The 18,586-nt window shown below is 54.9% G+C and carries 13 protein-coding genes; all 13 read right to left on the bottom strand.

Annotation, left to right across the window (positions count from 1 at the left end):
- Nucleotides 1-65: 65 nt before the first annotated feature.
- Entirely contained in the window at nucleotides 66-1,289 is a 1,224-nt protein-coding gene (locus tag B2Q93_RS01205) for a hypothetical protein (protein ID WP_286931640.1), read from the bottom strand.
- Between the two features lie 2 nt (nucleotides 1,290-1,291).
- Complete coding sequence (locus B2Q93_RS01200; RefSeq protein WP_286931639.1) at nucleotides 1,292-1,555, bottom strand: PAAR domain-containing protein; 264 nt, start codon at nucleotides 1,553-1,555, stop codon at nucleotides 1,292-1,294.
- A 375-nt stretch (nucleotides 1,556-1,930) separates the two neighbouring features.
- The gene (locus B2Q93_RS01195) at nucleotides 1,931-3,169 is read right to left on the bottom strand and encodes an SEL1-like repeat protein (RefSeq protein ID WP_286931638.1); all 1,239 of its coding nucleotides are present in this window, start codon (nucleotides 3,167-3,169) and stop codon (nucleotides 1,931-1,933) included.
- Nucleotides 3,170-3,460: 291 nt separating this feature from the next.
- Nucleotides 3,461-4,417, bottom strand: a complete 957-nt coding sequence (locus B2Q93_RS01190) for an SEL1-like repeat protein (protein ID WP_286931637.1) — start codon at nucleotides 4,415-4,417, stop codon at nucleotides 3,461-3,463.
- Between the two features lie 80 nt (nucleotides 4,418-4,497).
- Entirely contained in the window at nucleotides 4,498-6,150 is a 1,653-nt protein-coding gene (locus B2Q93_RS01185) for a phospholipase (protein WP_286931636.1), read from the bottom strand.
- A gap of 389 nt (nucleotides 6,151-6,539) precedes the next feature.
- On the bottom strand, nucleotides 6,540-7,832 hold the full coding sequence (locus B2Q93_RS01180) for an SEL1-like repeat protein (protein WP_046885955.1): 1,293 nt from the start codon (nucleotides 7,830-7,832) through the stop codon (nucleotides 6,540-6,542).
- Nucleotides 7,832-9,769, bottom strand: a complete 1,938-nt coding sequence (locus B2Q93_RS01175; RefSeq protein ID WP_286931635.1) for a phospholipase D-like domain-containing protein — start codon at nucleotides 9,767-9,769, stop codon at nucleotides 7,832-7,834. The genes B2Q93_RS01180 and B2Q93_RS01175 overlap by 1 nt, the downstream gene beginning before the upstream one ends.
- Nucleotides 9,766-12,480: a type VI secretion system Vgr family protein gene (locus tag B2Q93_RS01170; RefSeq protein WP_286931634.1), complete on the bottom strand. Its 2,715-nt coding sequence runs from the start codon at nucleotides 12,478-12,480 to the stop codon at nucleotides 9,766-9,768. The genes B2Q93_RS01175 and B2Q93_RS01170 overlap by 4 nt, the downstream gene beginning before the upstream one ends.
- Nucleotides 12,467-13,012 (bottom strand): putative T6SS immunity periplasmic lipoprotein, encoded by a 546-nt coding sequence (locus B2Q93_RS01165; RefSeq protein ID WP_286931633.1) that lies wholly within the window; start codon nucleotides 13,010-13,012, stop codon nucleotides 12,467-12,469. The genes B2Q93_RS01170 and B2Q93_RS01165 overlap by 14 nt, the downstream gene beginning before the upstream one ends.
- Complete coding sequence (locus B2Q93_RS01160; protein ID WP_286931632.1) at nucleotides 13,009-13,569, bottom strand: type IV secretion protein Rhs; 561 nt, start codon at nucleotides 13,567-13,569, stop codon at nucleotides 13,009-13,011. Before B2Q93_RS01160 ends, B2Q93_RS01165 begins: the two co-directional genes overlap by 4 nt.
- Nucleotides 13,569-16,208: a type VI secretion system ATPase TssH gene (gene tssH / locus B2Q93_RS01155; protein ID WP_286931631.1), complete on the bottom strand. Its 2,640-nt coding sequence runs from the start codon at nucleotides 16,206-16,208 to the stop codon at nucleotides 13,569-13,571. Before tssH ends, B2Q93_RS01160 begins: the two co-directional genes overlap by 1 nt.
- Before the next feature lie 161 nt (nucleotides 16,209-16,369).
- Nucleotides 16,370-16,861: a type VI secretion system effector Hcp gene (hcp, locus tag B2Q93_RS01150; protein ID WP_233802084.1), complete on the bottom strand. Its 492-nt coding sequence runs from the start codon at nucleotides 16,859-16,861 to the stop codon at nucleotides 16,370-16,372.
- Nucleotide 16,862: 1 nt separating this feature from the next.
- The gene (locus B2Q93_RS01145; RefSeq protein WP_286931630.1) at nucleotides 16,863-18,584 is read right to left on the bottom strand and encodes an OmpA family protein; all 1,722 of its coding nucleotides are present in this window, start codon (nucleotides 18,582-18,584) and stop codon (nucleotides 16,863-16,865) included.
- Nucleotides 18,585-18,586: the final 2 nt, after the last annotated feature.

Genomic DNA, 18,586 nt, shown 5'->3' with positions numbered 1-18,586 from the left:
TCTCCGGCCCGTTTTTATTGTGCCTTCTCCGTTTTACGGGAACGACAACTGGAAACCGTTCCCTGCTATTCCTTTGCGGGTTTCACCACTGTCACCCAAAGTGGGGTCTCCATACCGTTATCACCACTTACAATCAGTTGCGCTGCCCCATTACCACATCCCTGTGTTGCGCTGGCAATAGCCACCCACGGTGCTGCCGGGCCTGGATATCCCAGGGTAGCGTTCAGATCGCGCAAATCCTGACCAATATTGATCGGGCTTTTTAACGCCAGTAATCCTGTCGCAATCGCCATATGCCACTTCGGCTTAATACCTACTGACCAGCCACTTTTTAGATCGTCAGACACCAAATCTCCCCAACAGAGAGCCTGTTTCAGGGCATAGTGCAAATCATCAGCGCCAGCCTGATGCGCCTGCTCAGGGCGATGCAGGTAAGCAAGCGGTGTTAAAGGCATTACGAAATTTGGATTGCCAAGCAATAAACCTACGACGCTTTCAGCCGTACCTTCTGGCTGATCGGGCACTACCTGCATTGCCACAACCAGCAGCAGTGCGCGATCAGTACTACGGTGATCCAGCCACTGATCCACAACGTTCAGACCGCTGCCCTCAATACGTGTGACACGTTGTCGAATATGGCTTTCAGCCCAGCATTTCTGCCAGATTGCATCTGTCTCGCGTTGTTGTAAGCTGGTGTTATTTTCCATCAATAATGAAAGAGGTACATCGGCAGGGACTGAAGCCAGAACGACGCTGAGTTCTTCGAGAGTTTTCTTCAGAACCCGGGTCAGCGTTTGTTCTGCCGTTTCCCCCTCAGATCTGACCAGGCGACTGTGTCGTATGCTTTCCTGGCTTTTCCAGGAAGTCTGGGTTTTAAGGATTTGTGTTTTTTTCAGCAGAGCGTTCCGTTGCCTCTGACCATCAGTATCAGCATGTTCACGCAACGCAGTGTGTAGACTAACGCCCAGTACATGCAAAAAACGGTGACCACGCAGGATTTCACGGCGAAGTATTTTTTCACGTTCGTTATCCCTGCTCAGAGCAATTGCCAGTTGTCCCCTATACCAGGTAATACGAACTACCAGCAGGACAAGCCAGAATAATGAAGGAAGCCCCAACGCGGTTTCCCAGAATGCATTCGCATTGATCTGCGGTTTTGCCGTACTGTTCAGAATCGTACCCACTGTACCTGCCAGCAACACAACAATCAGCAACAGTAACCACATCCACCATACCGGAGGTTGAGGCTTGATGGCTGGCGCCTGGATTAACTTCAAATTCACTGCCATATTCAGCTCACAGCAGCCTGCGGCAGGCCCGAAATAAGTGTACATCCACAGGCACAGCGGTGACCGTGGAATACAACAGGTACGCCATTGTCTTTGAAGGTTGGATGCCCTTCAACAATAACCGTCGGGCCATGGCCTTCTATTGGGCAACTGACAGGGTCGCCTAGTCGCGCCACCCCGATCCCACAAAATTTCATATTTGTGGAACCGCTTAATACGGAACCACCCCCAGTGTTTTTATCACCAACACGAATAATACCTTTCATTTTTATCTTAACCTCACCATATACCCCCTCCAAATTCCTTCCGGAGAAGATATTGATAATTGCATTAGAATTGATATATCAAATAATATGCGATTGCATTTCGTTTATTATTTCCCGTACATTATTTAATGAAAGAATGCTTACGTACTACGACAGAAAAATCAAAGTGTGCCGCGGATAAACTAAAACTGTTATCTATGTATCCGGCCATACAGAAACCGGGCCCGAAGTGACTGAATTATCATAGCCCACCAGTAACAGGCAAGAAGAGTTGACGCATCAGTCTTTATCCGTGACGTTGTATTCGGTGTAATTAAACTTAATTAATGGGCCAGCGGAGCGCCCCAGACTACCGGACATACACTGAGGATTTAATTACGCTTCCCCTACGAATCGCCACTCCACCCTGTCGGTGGGCATTATTTCGCCCTGCTTCACGTAACGAATTTCCTCTTTGCTTACCCCGCGGTTCGGCTGCCACGCTGGCTGCCAGTAACCGCTTTTCGGGCAGGGTTCACCGCTGCGGCACAGCAGCAGGGCTGTGCCGTCCTTCTCAAAATCCGGGGAGGATGGCAGCGGCCTGCCTGTCGCCGGGTTCAGCTGTTTCGCTTTTGCCAGCTCCGCTATCAGCGCCTCGCCAGGTTTGGGCGGCGCGATATTGGCCTCGCGCTCTTCCACCCACTTCAGCCTGCCGTCCCACTCAGGCAAGGGCGCGGGCGGCAGCGGGACGATATCGTTGATTTCCGGTACCACCGGACTGGCATAGGAATAGTTGCTCAGTATCTTACTGATAACCTTATAACGCCGGGCGCGCTCCGGATCTGCCGGCTGGGCCAGATAATAGAGCGGGTTGGTCGGTTCAGGGCCGTCAAAGCCATGATGCAACGCAAGAGCTGAGGTAGTGTCTCCGGCCGCCACGCCCAACTGAAAAGCTTCAATGGCATCCTGATAATGTCCTTTTCCCTGCAAGTTAATGCCCAGCATCGCCGCGGCTTTCCTATCCCCCTGCTCCGCAGCACAACGACGCATCTGCCGTGCAATATCCGGCGCCATTCCCACCGGCGCCAGCTTATCGCCCACATACGCCTGGGCCTGGGGATTGCCCTCATCCGCAGCCTTACGGTAGTAGCGCAGCGCCAGCTCCGGCTCCTGCTTCAGACCGGCGGCGCCATGCTCCAGGTACATGGCGATAAAGTAGTAGCCGGTCGCCACTTTCGCATCGATAAGCCGCTGGCTCAGGCGCAGTCGTTCATGGCCGCTCAGCGCAAACTGCCCGCGCAGCGCGCCGTTCTGCAGGTTGATACTGGCTTTAAAGTGCCCGTTTTCTGCCGCGATGCGGTACAGGCGCTCCGTTTCCCCGTCCACAGCCTTGTCCTGTTTGAGCTGATTATTCTTCTGCAGCCAGCGGGCGTAGTTAAACAGCATATCCGTGTCCGCAGAGGCCGCTGGAATGGTTTCATGTTTACAGGTAAACGCCAGGCGGGCGTTAATATTATCGAGCGGGTTTACGGAAATATTCTTATGTACCGGGGTTGCAGATGACGGGACACTGTCCTGGTAGCAGCCCGTCAGCAGCAGACTGACAAACACCATCCACACTATTTTTACTTTCATTCCTCTGTTCCCTTTCCATGGCTTCAGTTATCAACACCCCGTCAGTAAGTCTATGCCTCACCCACCAGACGCCATTCCACCTGCTGCTCTTCCTGTATCCATTTGTCCTTCAGCGGCCAGGGACGCGGGTGGACCCGCTCCACCCTGTCGGTGGGCATTATTTCGCCCTGCTTCACGTAACGAATTTCCTCTTTGCTTACCCCTCGATTCGGCTGCCACGCTGGCTGCCAGTAACCGCTTTTCGGGCAGGGTTCACCGCTGCGGCACAGCAGCAGGGCTGTGCCGTCCTTCTCAAAATCCGGGGGAGGATGGCAGCGGCCTGCCCGTCGCCGGGTTCAGCTGTTTCGCCCTGGCCAGCTCCGCTATCAGCGCCTCGCCAGGTTTGGGCGGCGCGATATTAGCCTCGCGCTCTTCCACCCACTTCAGCCTGCCGTCCCACTCAGGCAGAGGCGCTGGTGGCAACGGGACGATATCGTTGATTTCCGGTACCACCGGGCTGGCGTAAGAGTAGTTACTGAGTATCTTGCTGATAACCTTATAACGTCGGGCGCGCTCCGGATCTGCCGGCTGGGCCAGATAGTAGAGCGGGTTGGTCGGTTCAGGGCCGTTAAAGCCATTCGCCAAAAATCGAGCGGAACTTCCATCTCCGGCCGCCACGCCCAACTGAAAAGCTTCAATGGCATCCTGGTAATGTCCTTTTCCCTGCAAGTTAATGCCCAGCATCACCGCGGCTTTCCCTTCCCACTGCTCCGCAGCACAACGACGCATCTGCCGTGCAATATCCGGCGCCATCCCCACCGGCGCCAGCTTATCACCCACATACGCCTGGGCCTGGGGATTGCCCTCATCCGCCGCCTTACGGTAGTAGCGCAGGGCCAGTTCCGGATCCTGCTTCAGACCGGCGGCGCCATGCTCCAGGTACATGGCGATAAAGTAGTAGCCGGTCGCCACTTTCGCATCGATAAGCCGCTGGCTCAGATTCAGACGTTCATGGCCGCTCAGCGCAAACTGCCCGCGCAGCGCCCCGTTCTGCAGGTTGATACTGGCTTTAGAGTGCCCGTTTTCTGCCGCGATGCGGTACAGGCGCTCCGTTTCCCCGTCCACAGCCTTGTCCTGGTTGAGCAGATTATTCTTCTGCAGCCAGCGGGCGTAGTTAAACAGCATATCCGTGTCCGCAGAGGCCGCCGGGATGGTTTCATGTTTACAGGTAAACGCCAGGCGGGTATTAATATCAGAAAGTGGGCTCACAGATACATCCTTTTCAGCAGACAGTACACTGTGCTGGCTACACGCTATCAGCAACAGGCAGAACAATATTAACTGGCGCATCAGTCCAGATCCTTCAGTTCGTTATTGGCGTAATAAAACGTAATCACCGGGGCAACAGATTCCTGATTATTCTGCTGACGATCCTTATTTTTGCTGAGAATATCTTCCCACGCGTCAAACGCATCAGAAGCATCAGAAGCATCAGAAGCATCAGAAGCATCAGAAGCATCAGAAGCATCAGAAGCATCAGAAGCATTATCCTGTGCCCCCAGTTTATTGGTATGCAAATCCCATAAGCGTTTCCGCAAAGATTTGGTCACACTGCTCCACTCGTGCGCAATATTCATTTCACTGTCCACCTGCATACTGCGGGTATTAATATTCGCTGAACCGTGAGTGGTAAAAATGTCATTAACGATCATTAGCTTTGAATGAACATAAACCGGTACCCAGTTTTCCGGGGGAGAGTCCTGAGCAACCAGAGAACAGATATGTATTTTCAGGCCTGGCACCGGCACCATTTTGATATCGGAATCTTTTAACTCTTCTGCCTTTTTTAGTTTTGCTTCATATTCTTTCTGCTGACGGATAAACTCTTTATTGATCCGCTCCTGAGTTGCAGGATCGCGGGACCAGGCGCCAGAAGCGTATTTGCCCGGCGCTTCATCCCTGATTTTGTCAATCATCCGCTCCCGGGTTACCCCCGGTATAGCGTCAGCACGTCCCAGACTTTCGAGCATTCGCTGGGTATTAACCGTACCCGCACCTATTCCACCTTCCGTTACATTGGTTATGACAAACAAATGTAATGATCCATCCTTTTCAGGCGTGCGTCCTTTTACCCTCTGGACAAGCGCCGCTTTTTTAATGGACTCCGCCAGCGGAGGCCAGCGAAAATACTGGTTTTCAATATAGATAAACTGCGTCGCATTATTGACCGCCTGCAGATAGACTTTTTCAATATCGCGTTTATTTTCTTGCGGCTGAGTACGTAAAAGCTGGGCAATTAAAGGGGTACCATATTCTTTTCGGGGTTTGAGCATTTTCCCAACCAACCTGGCATTACGTAATGAAATGAGATCCTCTCCCGTCTCTTTGCGCCATGCTTTAGCAAAATTCTCATGCAAATGTTCCAGAACAGGCCCCGTCACCTGGCTGGAAATATCCTGGCGGGGTAAAAAACCACGAGCACCTTCATCAGGTCCCCATGGTGCCTGACTACCGATCCGATTTGATGATGAATGCGTATCGGTATCCCAGTACTCATCCAGCATGTTGTGTCCCATTACAAAACCAACGGCATACTCCGGCAATTCGTAGTCAACAAGAACCGTTTTCTGATGGTGTGAGGGGGCAGCAGCCATTATTCCCACCGTACTGGCACTGAGTTCTTTGTCGAGCGCCCTGTATTTTGCGCGCCAGGCAATTTCAGCCCGTTCTTTCTCATTAAAGCCGCGGCCAACGAATAGCGGATTTTTTGTAAGCTGATTCATTTTTTTTACTCCAGGGCTCAACGCTGGATTGAGTTCCAGAAGATCATCACTATATGAATGTTGAGAAAACCACTGGCGATCAAAAGCATACTGTGTATCTGTCGCACTCTGCCCTGCACGATCCTTTAGCGCAATAGCCCCTTTTCCTGGCAGGTTGGCTTCGTCCGCAAATCCTGCTGTATTGAAAGGCGCTTCCCACCCCAGAATGCGCACCTGCACTTTTTTTTTCCCCTTCAGCTATCTTACAAAGCAGTTCGCCAATACAGGGCTCCTGACCATTCCGTATAAAATACATCGAGGGCTGAAATCCCCAGCAGATGATATCGACGGTTTTCTGTGCATTCGCGATGGCATGATGCACCGCCGCAAAGGCCTCTTCTCCATTCACCAGCGGCTTATACGTCGCCAGCGCTGGCGGGTATTCCGTATCCTGAATAAACCACGGGGAAGTAATCGTGCACTGGCTGGTATCAGATTTCGCAACCGGGGCAACTATATCGTTCTGGCTCATTTGTTTTTTTTCTTATCGTTCACTCTGCGTAAACATTACTATGCTCAGCATGCGACGCAGGCTTGTTGATATCTGCTGCGGCTTCAGTCTGTCGTAGCTATGCCTCAGCCACCAGACGCCACTCCCCCCGCTGCTCTTCCTGTACCCACCTGTCCTTCAGCGGCCAGGGACGCGGGTGGACCCGCTCCACCCTGTCGGTGGGCATTATTTCTCCCTGATTCACGTAACGAATTTCCTCTTTGCTTACCCCGCGGTTCGGCAGCCACGCTGGCTGCCAGTAACCGCTTTTCGGGCAGGGTTCACCGCTGCGGCACAGCAGCAGGGCTGTGCCGTCCTTCTCAAAATCCGGGGAGGATGGCAGCGACCTGCCCGTCGCCGGGTTCAGCTGTTTCGCTTTTGCCAGCTCCGCTATCTGTGCTTCACTGGGTTTTGGCGGCGCGATATTGGCCTCGCGCTCTTCCACCCACTTCAGCCTGCCGTCCCACTCAGGCAAGGGCGCGGGCGGCAGCGGGACGATATCGTTGATTTCTGGAACGGTGGGATGGGCCCAGGAGTATTTCGCCAGGATATCGCCTATTCGCTCATAGCGCCGGGCACGCTCAGGATCTTTCTCCTGGCCCAGATAGTACAGCGTATCCGTTGGTTCAGGCCCACTGAATCCATTAGTTAAAAAACTTGCTGAGCCTGAGTCACCAGCCGCCACTCCCAACTGGAATGCTTCAGCCGACTCTTGGTAAAGTTTCTTACCTTTCAAACTAATTCCAAGAACATTTGCTGCTTTTCCCTCGCCTTGTTCAGCAGCACAGCGGCGCATCTGTTCTGCAACATCGTATGCAGAGCCGGCCATAAATAATTTTTCAGCCACATACGCCTGCGCCTGCGGATTTCCCTCATCCGCCGCCCTGCGGTAGTAGCGAAGCGCCATCTCCGGATCCTCTGCCAGCCCGGCAATGCCATGCTCCAGGTAAATGGCGATAAAGTAATAACCCGCAGCCACCTTCGCATCTATTAACCGCTGGCTCAGACGCAACTGCTCCGCATCGCTCAGGGAAAAATGTCCCCGCAGTACACCGTTCTGCAGGTTGATACTGGCTTTATAATGCCCGTTCTCTGCCGCGATACGGTACAGTCGCCCGATTTCAGCATTCACCGTCTTATCCTGCTTCAGCTGGTTATTCTTCTGCAGCCAGCGGGCGTAGTTAAACAGCATATCGGCATCCGCAGATGCCCCGGGAATACTCTGATGTTTACAGGTAAACGCCAGTCGGGCGTTGATATCGTTAAGCGGGTTCACGGAGATATCCTTACGTGCAGGGAGTTCAGACAACGGGGCACTGCCCTGGTCGCAGCCCGCCAACAACAGGCTGCAAAGTAATAACAGTCGATGCATCAGTCCATATCCTTAAGAGTCGCTTTATCATACAAAAACTTAACCAGCGGGGCTTCAGGTGCCTTTTTTTCTTCCCCATATTGGTTAATATGATTTTGCGAGAGAAGATTTCCCCAAGCCTCAAATGCTTTAGCCGAATCATCCTGCCCCCCTTTCCCGCTCGTGTGCAAATTCCACAGCCGCTGCCGCAGTGTTTTCGTTACACTCGCACATTCGTGGGCAATATTCATTTCACTGTCCACCTGCATACTCCGCGTGTTGATATTGGCTGAGCCATGAGTGGTGAACACATCATTGATAATCATGAGCTTCGAGTGGATATACACTGGCATCCAGTTATCCGGCGGTGAGTCTTTAGCCACCAGCGAACAAATATGTACTTTCAGTCCCGACCGTTCCTCCACCTCGAACACCGTTTTTTTTGTTTCCTGAATTTTATCCCCGTATTCCTCAACTCGCCTTTTTAACACCTCTGCCTGCTTTCGCTTCTCCTCTGTTTGCGCTTTTGCCGCTGGGTCACGCGGATCTACGTAAACAAAGGGATCATCAGTTAACGCCGAATTTATATCGCGCTGCATGTCATCCTGCAGTTTGTTAATCCGGCGCAACCTGGTCACTTCGGGGATAGTGTTAGCCTGTCCAAGCACCTCAAGCATGCGCTGTGTGTTCACCGTTCCCGCACCAATCCCCTGATCGGTCACGTTAGTGATCACAAACAGATGCAATGGTCCATGATAAGCGGGATCTCGTCCTCCCTTCGTCTGGGCATCCGCCAGCGTCGTGATTGCTTCTGCCAGCGGTGGCCAGCGAAAGTACTGATTTTCGATATAGATAAACTGCGTGGCGTTGTTGACCGTTTTCAGATAGAGCTTTTCGATATCCCGCCGACCTTCCTGCGCCTGAGTGCGTAGAAGCTGGGCCATCACCGGCGTACCGTACCCTGCCCGCGGTTTGAGATTTTTAGCAACCGTTTTAGCATTACGTAATTTGAGCAAATCCTGCCGGGTTTCTTTCTGCCAGGCCGTGGCAAAATTATGGTGCAGATGTTCCAGAATCGGCCCTGTCACCCGACTGGAAATATCCTGTCGGGGCAAAAAACCTCGCGGTCCTTTGTTGGGAGCCGGTTTAGCACTGCCGGTGCGATTCTGCGATGAATGCGCATCAGTGTCCCAGTATTCATCAAGCATGTTATGCCCCATAACAAAGCCAACAGCGTGCTCTGGCAGCTCATAATCAATCAGTACTGTCTTCTGATGATGTGTGACACTGGCAGCCATCGTACCCACCGTGGCAGCACTGATATCCGGGTCCTGCGCCTGATATGCAAGGCGATAAGCAATTTCAGCCCGCTCACTGGCATCGAACCCACGACTGACAAACAGCGGGGAGAGTGAATGGAGCTTCGCATTACGCATATCAGCCTGCGCAGCCTGACCAGTGATTAAATCCATCCCAGAAACCACATCCGCCAGTTCCCCGGTATATGAATATTTCCCAAACCACCATTTATCAAAAGAATACTGTTCCTCAGAGGCACTCTGCCCGGCCCGATCCCATAGACGGATAGCACCTTTGCCCGGCAGGTTGGCTTCGTCCGCAAATCCTGCTGTATTGAAAGGCATTTCCCACCCCAGAATTCGCACCTGCACTTTTTTCTCTTTCGCTATCTTACAAAGCAGCTCACCGATACACAGCGACCTGCCATCGCGAATAAAATACATTGAGGGCTGAAATCCCCAGCAGATGATATCGACCGTTTTCTGTGCATTTTCAATAGCATGATACACTGCTGCAAAGGCCTCTTCCCCGTTGACCAGCGGCCTGTAGGTCGCTAGTGCTGGCGGGTATTCCGTATCCTGAACAAACCACGGGGGAGCAATCGTGCACTGGCTGGTGTCAACGGTCGCAACCGGGGCAACTATATCGTTCTGGCTCATTCGCTTTCGTCCTTATCCGTGAGACCATCCAGTAACTCTGCGTAAATGTTACGATGTTCAGTATGCGACTCAGGCTGATTGATATCTGCAGCGACTTGTGAGTTATGGTTATGAAAACCACGGTTTGCGAGTTTGCCCTGTTCAGGATTACTGTACGCTTCAACCACCGGAATTTGATAACTGACGCCGTTAGCCATTTCTAGTTTATAGTTTTGCGTCACAACCTGATGATCTACTGGTATCTGCCCTCTTTCATCCAGGACACCTTTTTTCAGTGACGCGCCATCGGCATAAAGGGTATAGGGCATTCCTGCCCAGCTACTTCCCTGTGCATTAGGAGATTGCATAATTTTCAGATTCAAAAACTGTCGAACATTGGACTGGAGTGGAGGATAGTCAGGATGATCGGCTTTCATGCTGGCCGGCCCGCTGTACATAAAATCTGCAGCTTTAACTTCAAAATCGCCGTTAGTGCCGAATTCTATCCGACAGGGATCGAGTGTCAGATAGCTCCCTCCGGCGTTAATAATGATCTTCTTCTTCGCAATAATGTGTATTTCATCGTCCGTACTGACGATCTCAAGATCCTTACGAGCCAGTAATTGCAGTTGGTCGTTTTGTGCCTGAATTGTCACAGGCCCCTGATTAGAGATAAGCTTCATACCCACCTTGCGTACAAACAGACTAAGCCCTTCTCCAACACCGATAAAAAGGCGCTTCATTACTCCCATATCTGCATCAGCCCCGGCATTGACCATCAGATTACGATTTGCCGTCAGTTGCAAATGCTTGCCGCTGCTTATAGCAACACCTTTTGGCGCGCTGAGTACGGCAACAGCCTCTTTAAGCTGGTCGATTTGTTCGCGCATAAACGCTAACTGTTGATCGATCTGGGCAGGATCAGCTTTGGCTGACTGAGCATCACGAGACAGCGAGTCCATTTCATCACCCGCTTGCTTTAGTCTGTCCAGCGTATCCTGCATTTCGAGCATTTTACCACTGGCTAACGACTGGGCATCTGCTGTAATGAATAGCCCCTTACCACCACGTAATGCTCCCCACGAGTCAGTTCTGAGCTCAAATCCTTCCCCCCGAAGTTTCCTCCCGGCATCTACGTTATGCCCCAGGTTCAGCTGCGTTTTGCCGCCGTACTCGGTACTGAGCTTGATATGCTCCTCGCCACGTTTGTCCTCCATCCGCAGTTTGTTGTTCGCCGGCGTGCGGATCACGTTGCGGGTGCTGTTCTTCTCCGTGACATGGTCTACGTGGCGGGAGTCGTGCAGGGCATGGGCGATATACGGCCGGTCAGGGTCGCCCTCATGAAACGCTATTGCCACTTCCGTCCCCTGAATTAACGGGAAGTGGAAGCCGTACACATCACCGCCGTAGGGTTTGGCGAGGCGCACCGGCATGCTTTCCTGGCCCTGCGACTTGTCATCCCGGTCGGCATCAAATTTCACCCGGTACAGGCCGGACGCATCCTGCCAGGCATAGATATCGTTAGCCTTTGCGCTGGTGACACGCGCCGTCATGGTGCCGGTCACTTTCGGGCGCGGCAGCAGTGGCGGACGCCAGCACAGCGTTTCGCTGTACGGGACAGCTATGATATTCACACGTAGTGCATCTTTTCGGCTGGCGGTGAAATGTGTACTGACAATCAACACTGGTGCCTTCAGCACCTCTGGAAGAGTCGGTGGCAGGCTGTCGCTGATGGTCAGCACCTGCGCCGGAGAAAGGGTGGAATCGGTACTGGCAGCGCTAATCAGCGTCTGCCTTGCCAGAAAACGTTCATGGTCGAGCCTGGCATAAAAGTTGGCGGTTTCCGCCTGCGGCTCAATCTTGTCGCCGCGCTCAAGATGGCGCATCTGGTAGTGATACACTTCGCCGTAGGTCATCCCTTCACCGTCGCCCCGCGTCATATCGGCAGGGGCGGACTGGAGTACACTCTGCGCGTCACGGTGGTTGTAATCTTTCGTGGTGACATTCGCTTCCACCACGTTGTGGGCGACGTTCAGCCCCCACACAGAATCCGCCCCGCTGTCGCTCATCCCGGACGGGCTGTTCACCGGCAGTGTTTTGCCAAACATCAGCGCAGGCTGCGCGTCGGCAAAGTGCACTACTTCCGTCTGCGCATCCTCCTGCAGCGTGAACCAGTAAAATATCCCCACCTCTGCCAGCAGACGCTGAACAAAGGCCAGGTCGCTTTCGTGGTATTGGTTTATCTGCTCGCGCTTCGGGTAGCTGTGCTTCAGGTTAAACTCGTACTCCCAGCCTTGCAGGCCGTGCTCCTGTAGCACCTGCTCCACCACCTCGGGCACCGATTTATTGACAAAAAAGCGGTGGGAGCGATGCTGCTTATCCAGCAGGAAAAGAAACGGTTTCAGCGTAACACGGTATAACATCTGGTCAGCAGAGCCGGACAACCTCCGGAAATCAGTAATAACACCGTGTACTTTTTTCTGCCCCGTCAGGGGCTTGAGCAAACCTTCACCCATTGTCAGACTGGCTGGTTTACGCAGCAACTCGCTGGCATCAAGATGTTTGTTTGTACTGGTAAAAATAATGTCGTAACTGTACATCCGGCTCATGCTTTCAGACCCGCTGAACTCTTCAACGTCCAGCGGCGACGGGCTGGAGGGAATATCAAGCCGGTAGCGATTCAGGGTTCCCGACGTCGATAAAACACTTTGCAGACCGTCAGTGAAATTCATTATTATTCACTCCATGAACAGGTTTAAAAGGATGTTCCCAGGGGTCGTAGCGCCTGCTCTGGAAATCCTGAGCATTACTGTTGCTCAACTCGCCATATGGCCTCACCGCTTCCATGTCATTAAGCGGAATGTCGAAAATACAGTCGTTGTGAATTTCTATCCCGGCGACCATTCTGCGCGGTGTGTCTTCATGACGTTTTGAGCGCAGAACATAGCTGATAATAAACTGGCCTTTATCCGGGAAAAGATAAAAAGATGGGGGGATGCACAACAGGTTATTTACAACACGAAGCTTAGGGTCAAACGTAATTTCCCGATCCCTGAATCGTGTTCCTCTCGGTTCGATGGAGATAGTGACAGGTTGATAATCCTCAGACTCTGGAACACTGAAACAAACGCTGTCACCTTTCGTACTGGACACTGATATTTCATCAGGCCGAAGCGAGTCTCCACTCCCAGGACATCCGGTCAGTAACGCTAAGCTGAGCAAAATTAAAAGAGCATTCCGGGTGTGCGCAATTTTTATTTTCACCACGGGAACCCCCGTAACGCATTGGCATATTGTTGACGGATAACATTTTCGGAAATATTTCCATCAAGCGTGACATCATTATTTTTTCTTAGTTCACACCAGTTATCATACCCCTCTGCCTGCAGGGAAAAATGATCGGCAATAATTTGCGCCTGCTGCTCCATCGGATATTCACTCAACAGACGGCCATCCAGTACATAGCGGTAACTTACCGCCCAGCTAATTAGCCCCCGTCCGATGACATTCATCCCCTTTTCCCGTTGCCAGACATGCGCCATTTCATGAATAAAGAGATGTTGCAGGAAAGGAACAGTTAATGCGTAGTCATCTCTGTACCAGTGACGAAAATAGATCTCACCATTTGGGGTCATAGCTACAAAGTCATTTTGCAAGCCAAATGGCAGATAACTGCCGCAGTGGATCCAGACTTTATGATACGGGATCGTTGACCTGAATACCGACTTCGCCAGCGCAATCTCTCCTGGCATCAGTAACCGCAACGTTCCTTCTTTCTTATCCTTTTTTTCTCTGTCCTTCTCTTTGTCATGGATGGTCATTATTCACCTGCCTGCTGTAGTTCAATGACTATCCCCACTTCCTCATCCCACCCCAGTGCCAGGCTCTGCGGCTTCTGCCCCGCCGCCATGTGCGTCAGCAGCTGCTGGCCCAGCACCGGCAAAATCTGCTGGTTCAGCAGGCTGTCGATGTTGCGCGCCCCGGTGTCCGGCAGCAGGCAGGCACCGGTCAGCGCGTCCAGCAGGCCGTCGGCAATGACGGTTTTCATGCCGTAGTGGCGCGCCAGGCGTTTGCTCACCTGGTTCAGCTTCATCCCGACGATGGTGCGCATGGCGGCCTGTGTCAGCGGGCGGTAAATCACCGTCTGGAAGCGCGCCAGCAGCGCGGGCTGGAAGTGGTCACGCAGGATGGGGCGCAGCAGTTCGTGCAGGTCCCCGTCGCTGGCCTCCGGCTGCTCATCCAGCATCTGCATCAGGTGGTCGCTGCCGAGGTTCGAGGTCATCAGGATGACCGTGTTGCGGAAGTCAATTTCACGCCCCTCGCCGTCGCGCATGAAGCCCCGGTCAAACACCTGGTAGAACAGATTCATCACGTCCCGGTGCGCTTTCTCGACCTCATCCAGCAGCACCACGCTGTACGGGCGCTTGCGCACCGCTTCGGTAAGAATGCCGCCCTGGCCGTAGCCCACGTAGCCCGGCGGGGAGCCCTTGAGCTGGCTGACGGTGTGCGGCTCCTGGTACTCGGAGAGGTTGATGGTTATCAGCGATTTCTCGCCGCCGAACAGCTCGTCAGCCAGCGCCAGCGCGGTCTCGGTTTTTCCCGTGCCGCTCGGCCCGACCAGCAGGAACACGCCCTGCGGGCCGTTCTCCGGCGCAAGGCCAGTTTTAGCGGCGCGCAGGCGCTGAGCAATGGCGTTCAGCGCCGCGTCCTGGCCCACCACGCGCCTGGCCAGGTTATCCTCCAGGCTCAGCAGTTCTGTCTGCTCGTCCTTCATTAATGAGGAGAGCGGCACGCCGGTCCAGTCGGCAATCACCGTTGCCACGGTGCGGGCGTCCACGTCCAGGCCCAGCAGCGGGCTACCGTTCTGCACGCCACTAAGCTTCTGCAGCATGTCTGCGATTTCAGCGTGGCGGGAGATGTCCTGACGGCAGGCCAGCAACTGCTCCGTGAGCCTCAGTTCCTCTCCGTACTGGGTTTCCAGCGCATCGAGTTCGAGGATGATGCCTATCTCTTCCTGTTCAATCGTCACCAGACGTTCGCCGTGGCTGTTATTCCCGACCGCAATATCTTCCAGCAGCGCCTGCTTTTCCATTCCCAGCGCGGTCAGCTGCGCTTTCAGGCGGGTTAGCGGCTCCGGCACGGTGTCGAGGCTCATGCGAATTCGCGCCGAGGCGGTATCCAGTAAATCTACCGCCTTGTCCGGCAGTTGGCGGCCCGTAAGGTAACGGCGGGAAAGCGTGACGGCGGCGCGGACCGCTTCGTCGGTTATGTGCACGCCGTGATGTTCAGCGTAGCGGGATTTCAGACCTCGCAGCATCAGGCAGGCGGTGTCGTCGTCTGGCTCATCGACTTTGACCATCTGGAAACGGCGCTCCAGCGCGGCGTCGCGCTCGAAATACTGTTTGTACTCGCTCCAGGTAGTGGCGGCGATGGTTCTGAGCTCCCCGCGCGCCAGAGCCGGTTTCAGCAGGTTGGCCGCGTCCGCGCCGCCCGTCTGGTTGCCCGCCCCGATGATAGTGTGGGCCTCGTCAATGAAAAGGAGAACAGGCAGCGTTGACTGCTGCACCGCTTCAATGATGTTTTTCAGGCGCTGCTCGAACTCTCCCTTCACGCCCGCCCCCGCCTGCAGCAGGCCGAGGTCGAGGGTGCGCACGGCGACGGGTTTCAGGCTCTCCGGCACGTTGCCTCCGGCAATGCGCAGCGCCAGCCCCTCCACCAGGGCGGTCTTGCCGACACCCGGCTCGCCGACCAGAATTGGGTTGTTCTTGCGCCGACGCGAGAGGATGTCCACCATCTGGCGGATTTCATTGTCGCGGCCGAACACCGGGTCGATTTTACCGTCGCGGGCGCGGGCGGTGACGTCGAGGGTGAATTTGTCCAGGGCGTTCTGCAGCGCCGGGCTGAGCTCCCCTTCTTTTATATCCGCATTCACCGGGCGGCCCACGAACTCAACCTCATCACTTTTGGTTAATTCCTCTTCCTGCTGCACCTCCTCCCGCTCGTCGGACTGCGTATCCAGCAGCCCGCGCAGGCGCGCAAGCTGGCTCTGCCCGGTGGTGGTCAGCGGCCACAGGCCGTCGCAGCGCAGGAGCGACGGCTTTTCCACCACCGCCATCAGCAGGTGCTGGCTGCGGGTGTGCGTCTCCCCCGCCAGCGAGGCGTGCAGCCACGCGTTCTGCATCAGGGTCTGCAAACCGTCCGAGAGCTGCGGGCGGCTGCGCACCGAGCGCGGAAGTGTCTCCAGGAATGCCAACAGGTCCTGCCATATCGCCTCCATGTCCCACTCGTAGCGGCGGGCAATCACCGTGATGTCCCCCTCGCCCTGCTCCAGCAGCTTCAGCAGCCAGTGCTCGGGCAGGATTTCCGCATGCGCCCGGGTCTGACACAGGGAGGCAGCCCCTTCCATCGCACGGGCGCAGTAAGGGTTAAGACGACGTAGCAGGATGGTTGGATTTTCCATGAGATTCTCTCTTTGTCAGTTCCGGGCACGCTACCGCCCCTCGCTGTTGACTTACCAAAGCGCATCAGGTCAGGCAGGCAGATTGTGTGTTCTTTGCTGAGCGTCCGTTATGGCAGGCGCTCAGCAAAAAAAAGCAGACGGAAAACCGTCTGCCAGGGTAATTACGCAGTAGTACGCTCGTTCCACGAGTCAGAATGAATGATGTTGCCGTCTTTATAGGTCCAGGTGATTTTTTCGTAGCGCAGCTCAATCTGTTCCAGATGGTTGTGCTTCTCGAAGGAGGGATCTTTGACGTCGTGCATCAGCGGGTTCACTTTCACCACCTTCACGTTTTCCAGTCTGGTGTTGAAGTACTCCACTTCCTGGCCCGCGTCGTTGATTTTGTACCACTTGAATTCAGCCGATTTCAGGGTCTGACCGGTGGTCACCGCCTTGTACAGGTACGGGCTGGAGGAGTCGATTTCCTTGGTGAACAGGAAGGGCGTGTGGATACGCGTGCCGGTCAGCTTGCCGGTGTTGTTGTCGGTCGGGATGTAAAGGTTATGCTCCTGCGCCACCACTTCGATGCTGCCCTCACGGTCTTTTACATCCACGGAACCTTTAATGTCCGCGCCGCCGTCGTCCTTGAGCCACAGATAAACAGGAATTGCCATGTTATTTCTCCATTTCATTTTTTAATGCGCCATCATCCTGCGATGGCGCACGGGTGCTGCCCGGCATCTGGCAGGCGTTCGCCTGCGGAACCAGACTGATTTCGACACGGCGGTTCAGCGTCCGGCCTTCCGGCGTATCATTGGTTGCGACAGGCCGGCTTTCGCCATAGCCCTGCACCGCAAAACAGCTCTCCGGCACGTCGCCGGTGTCGCGCATCCAGTCGCGCACCGATTCCGCGCGTTTAAAGGAAAGCAGCTGGTTGGATTTGTCATCGCCGGTGCTGTCGGTATGGCCCGCCACCACAATCAGCCAGCCGGGCTTCGCCTTAATGCCCACCAGCGAGTTAACCAGCAGCTTCGTGGAACCCGGCTTCAGCGCCCACCTGCCGGTGTCGAACAGCGACATGCTGTCAAGGCGGATCGTCTGCGGTCCCTGCACGATCTGCTTGATGATCGGACGAGGTGGAGGTGGCGGCGTCCAGTCGTTTATGGCTGCCTCCACTGGCGGGATCAGACGCATCCCCTGATACAGCCCCAGACCGTAGCGCAGCGGCTCGCCGCGACGCAGCCAGTCATCAAGCAGGCGGCTGTCGGCGCGAAGACGCTGCTGAGCCTGCAGTTTTGGCTCAGGCGGCGTACCGCTAAGGCGGTGATAGACGGCAAGGTGATCGCCGACGCTGCGGACCAGCCGCTGGTTGTTAATAAAGGAGGCCAGCATCGCCAGCGCGAGGAAAAGAAAACAGACGCCCCCAGCCAGACGTATATCCTGCATCCGGCGACTGACACCCTGGCGGCGCGGCAGATACGGAAGAAGGACATCCGGGAGAGAGAGCATTTCCGACACGGGCGCACTGTCCGGGGCGAGCGTGGTGATCTCCCCTATTTGCTGCTGCCAGAGATTATCCGCAACGGCAGAGACCGGCGTCAGGCTGATACCGCAGGCGCAGAGTTTCAGGGCCGGAAGTTCTGCCTGTCGGGTACTCAGCGGCGGGTTAATATGACGCTCCGTCAACGCAAGCACGCTGTCCAGCCAGAGCGCGTGGTAGAGCCGGGAAACGTGACCGGCGGCCTCACGCTGCCAGTCCTCAACCGGAAGTGGAACATGGCTGCTCTGACGCACCCGCACACACGGCAGGTCCGGCGTCACGGTAAACCAGCGCTCCTCTTGCGGGCATTCGCCGTCCGGCGGCGTTACCCAGACTGTGCTCCAGACTGGCGGCAGGCCATCCAGCCACGCGCGGCACTGCGCAATGCTTCGCCGCCATCCGCGCAGGGACTGCGCCAGCCCCTCTTCTGAATGATGCTGCTCCGGCACGACCGCCAGCAGTACCGAAACCTGGGGTATCAGGTCAGGACGGGCGTTCGCCAGATGCTGGGCCAGCAACGGCAGTTGCTCAGCATTCTCTACCCGCAGATACCAGCCCTGGCGCGTTTCCCGATGCGCCAGACCCTGCGAAAACAGCGATGCGGTATCGCCACAGACGAATACCACTGCCCCCTGAAATCCCTCCGGCGGCAGACTGCTCTCTTCGCGCTGCTCACGGGCCGCAGATACACGGCGAAACCGTCGCCACTGCCGCCATAGCACCGCGCCGCCCATCACTAAAATACACAGGCAGAGGGCAAACCTGCTCCCGCCGGAAAGCGGCCAGAAACCCAGGACCAGCCACAGCGCCAGTACAGTAGCGAGCATCGTCAGTACTACCCTGGATAATTCACGCATCC

The organism is Leclercia sp. UBA5958 (assembly GCF_002430365.1).
GTDB lineage: Bacteria > Pseudomonadota > Gammaproteobacteria > Enterobacterales > Enterobacteriaceae > Enterobacter > Enterobacter pneumoniae.
Note: the sequence above shows the minus strand (reverse complement) of the source record. Positions and strands in the feature narration are given on the sequence as shown.

Bases quoted from the DNA above. Each gene is read 5' to 3' on its own strand.
- B2Q93_RS01205 (WP_286931640.1), bottom strand. From the start codon at position 1,289: ATGGCAGTGAATTTGAAGTTAATCCAGGCGCCAGCCATCAAGCCTCAA.
- B2Q93_RS01200 (WP_286931639.1), bottom strand. From the start codon at position 1,555: ATGAAAGGTATTATTCGTGTTGGTGATAAAAACACTGGGGGTGGTTCC.
- B2Q93_RS01195 (WP_286931638.1), bottom strand. From the start codon at position 3,169: ATGAAAGTAAAAATAGTGTGGATGGTGTTTGTCAGTCTGCTGCTGACG.
- B2Q93_RS01180 (WP_046885955.1), bottom strand. From the start codon at position 7,832: ATGCATCGACTGTTATTACTTTGCAGCCTGTTGTTGGCGGGCTGCGAC.
- B2Q93_RS01175 (WP_286931635.1), bottom strand. From the start codon at position 9,769: ATGAGCCAGAACGATATAGTTGCCCCGGTTGCGACCGTTGACACCAGC.
- B2Q93_RS01170 (WP_286931634.1), bottom strand. From the start codon at position 12,480: ATGAATTTCACTGACGGTCTGCAAAGTGTTTTATCGACGTCGGGAACC.
- B2Q93_RS01160 (WP_286931632.1), bottom strand. From the start codon at position 13,569: ATGACCATCCATGACAAAGAGAAGGACAGAGAAAAAAAGGATAAGAAA.
- tssH (WP_286931631.1), bottom strand. From the start codon at position 16,208: ATGGAAAATCCAACCATCCTGCTACGTCGTCTTAACCCTTACTGCGCC.
- hcp (WP_233802084.1), bottom strand. From the start codon at position 16,861: ATGGCAATTCCTGTTTATCTGTGGCTCAAGGACGACGGCGGCGCGGAC.
- B2Q93_RS01145 (WP_286931630.1), bottom strand. From the start codon at position 18,584: ATGCGTGAATTATCCAGGGTAGTACTGACGATGCTCGCTACTGTACTG.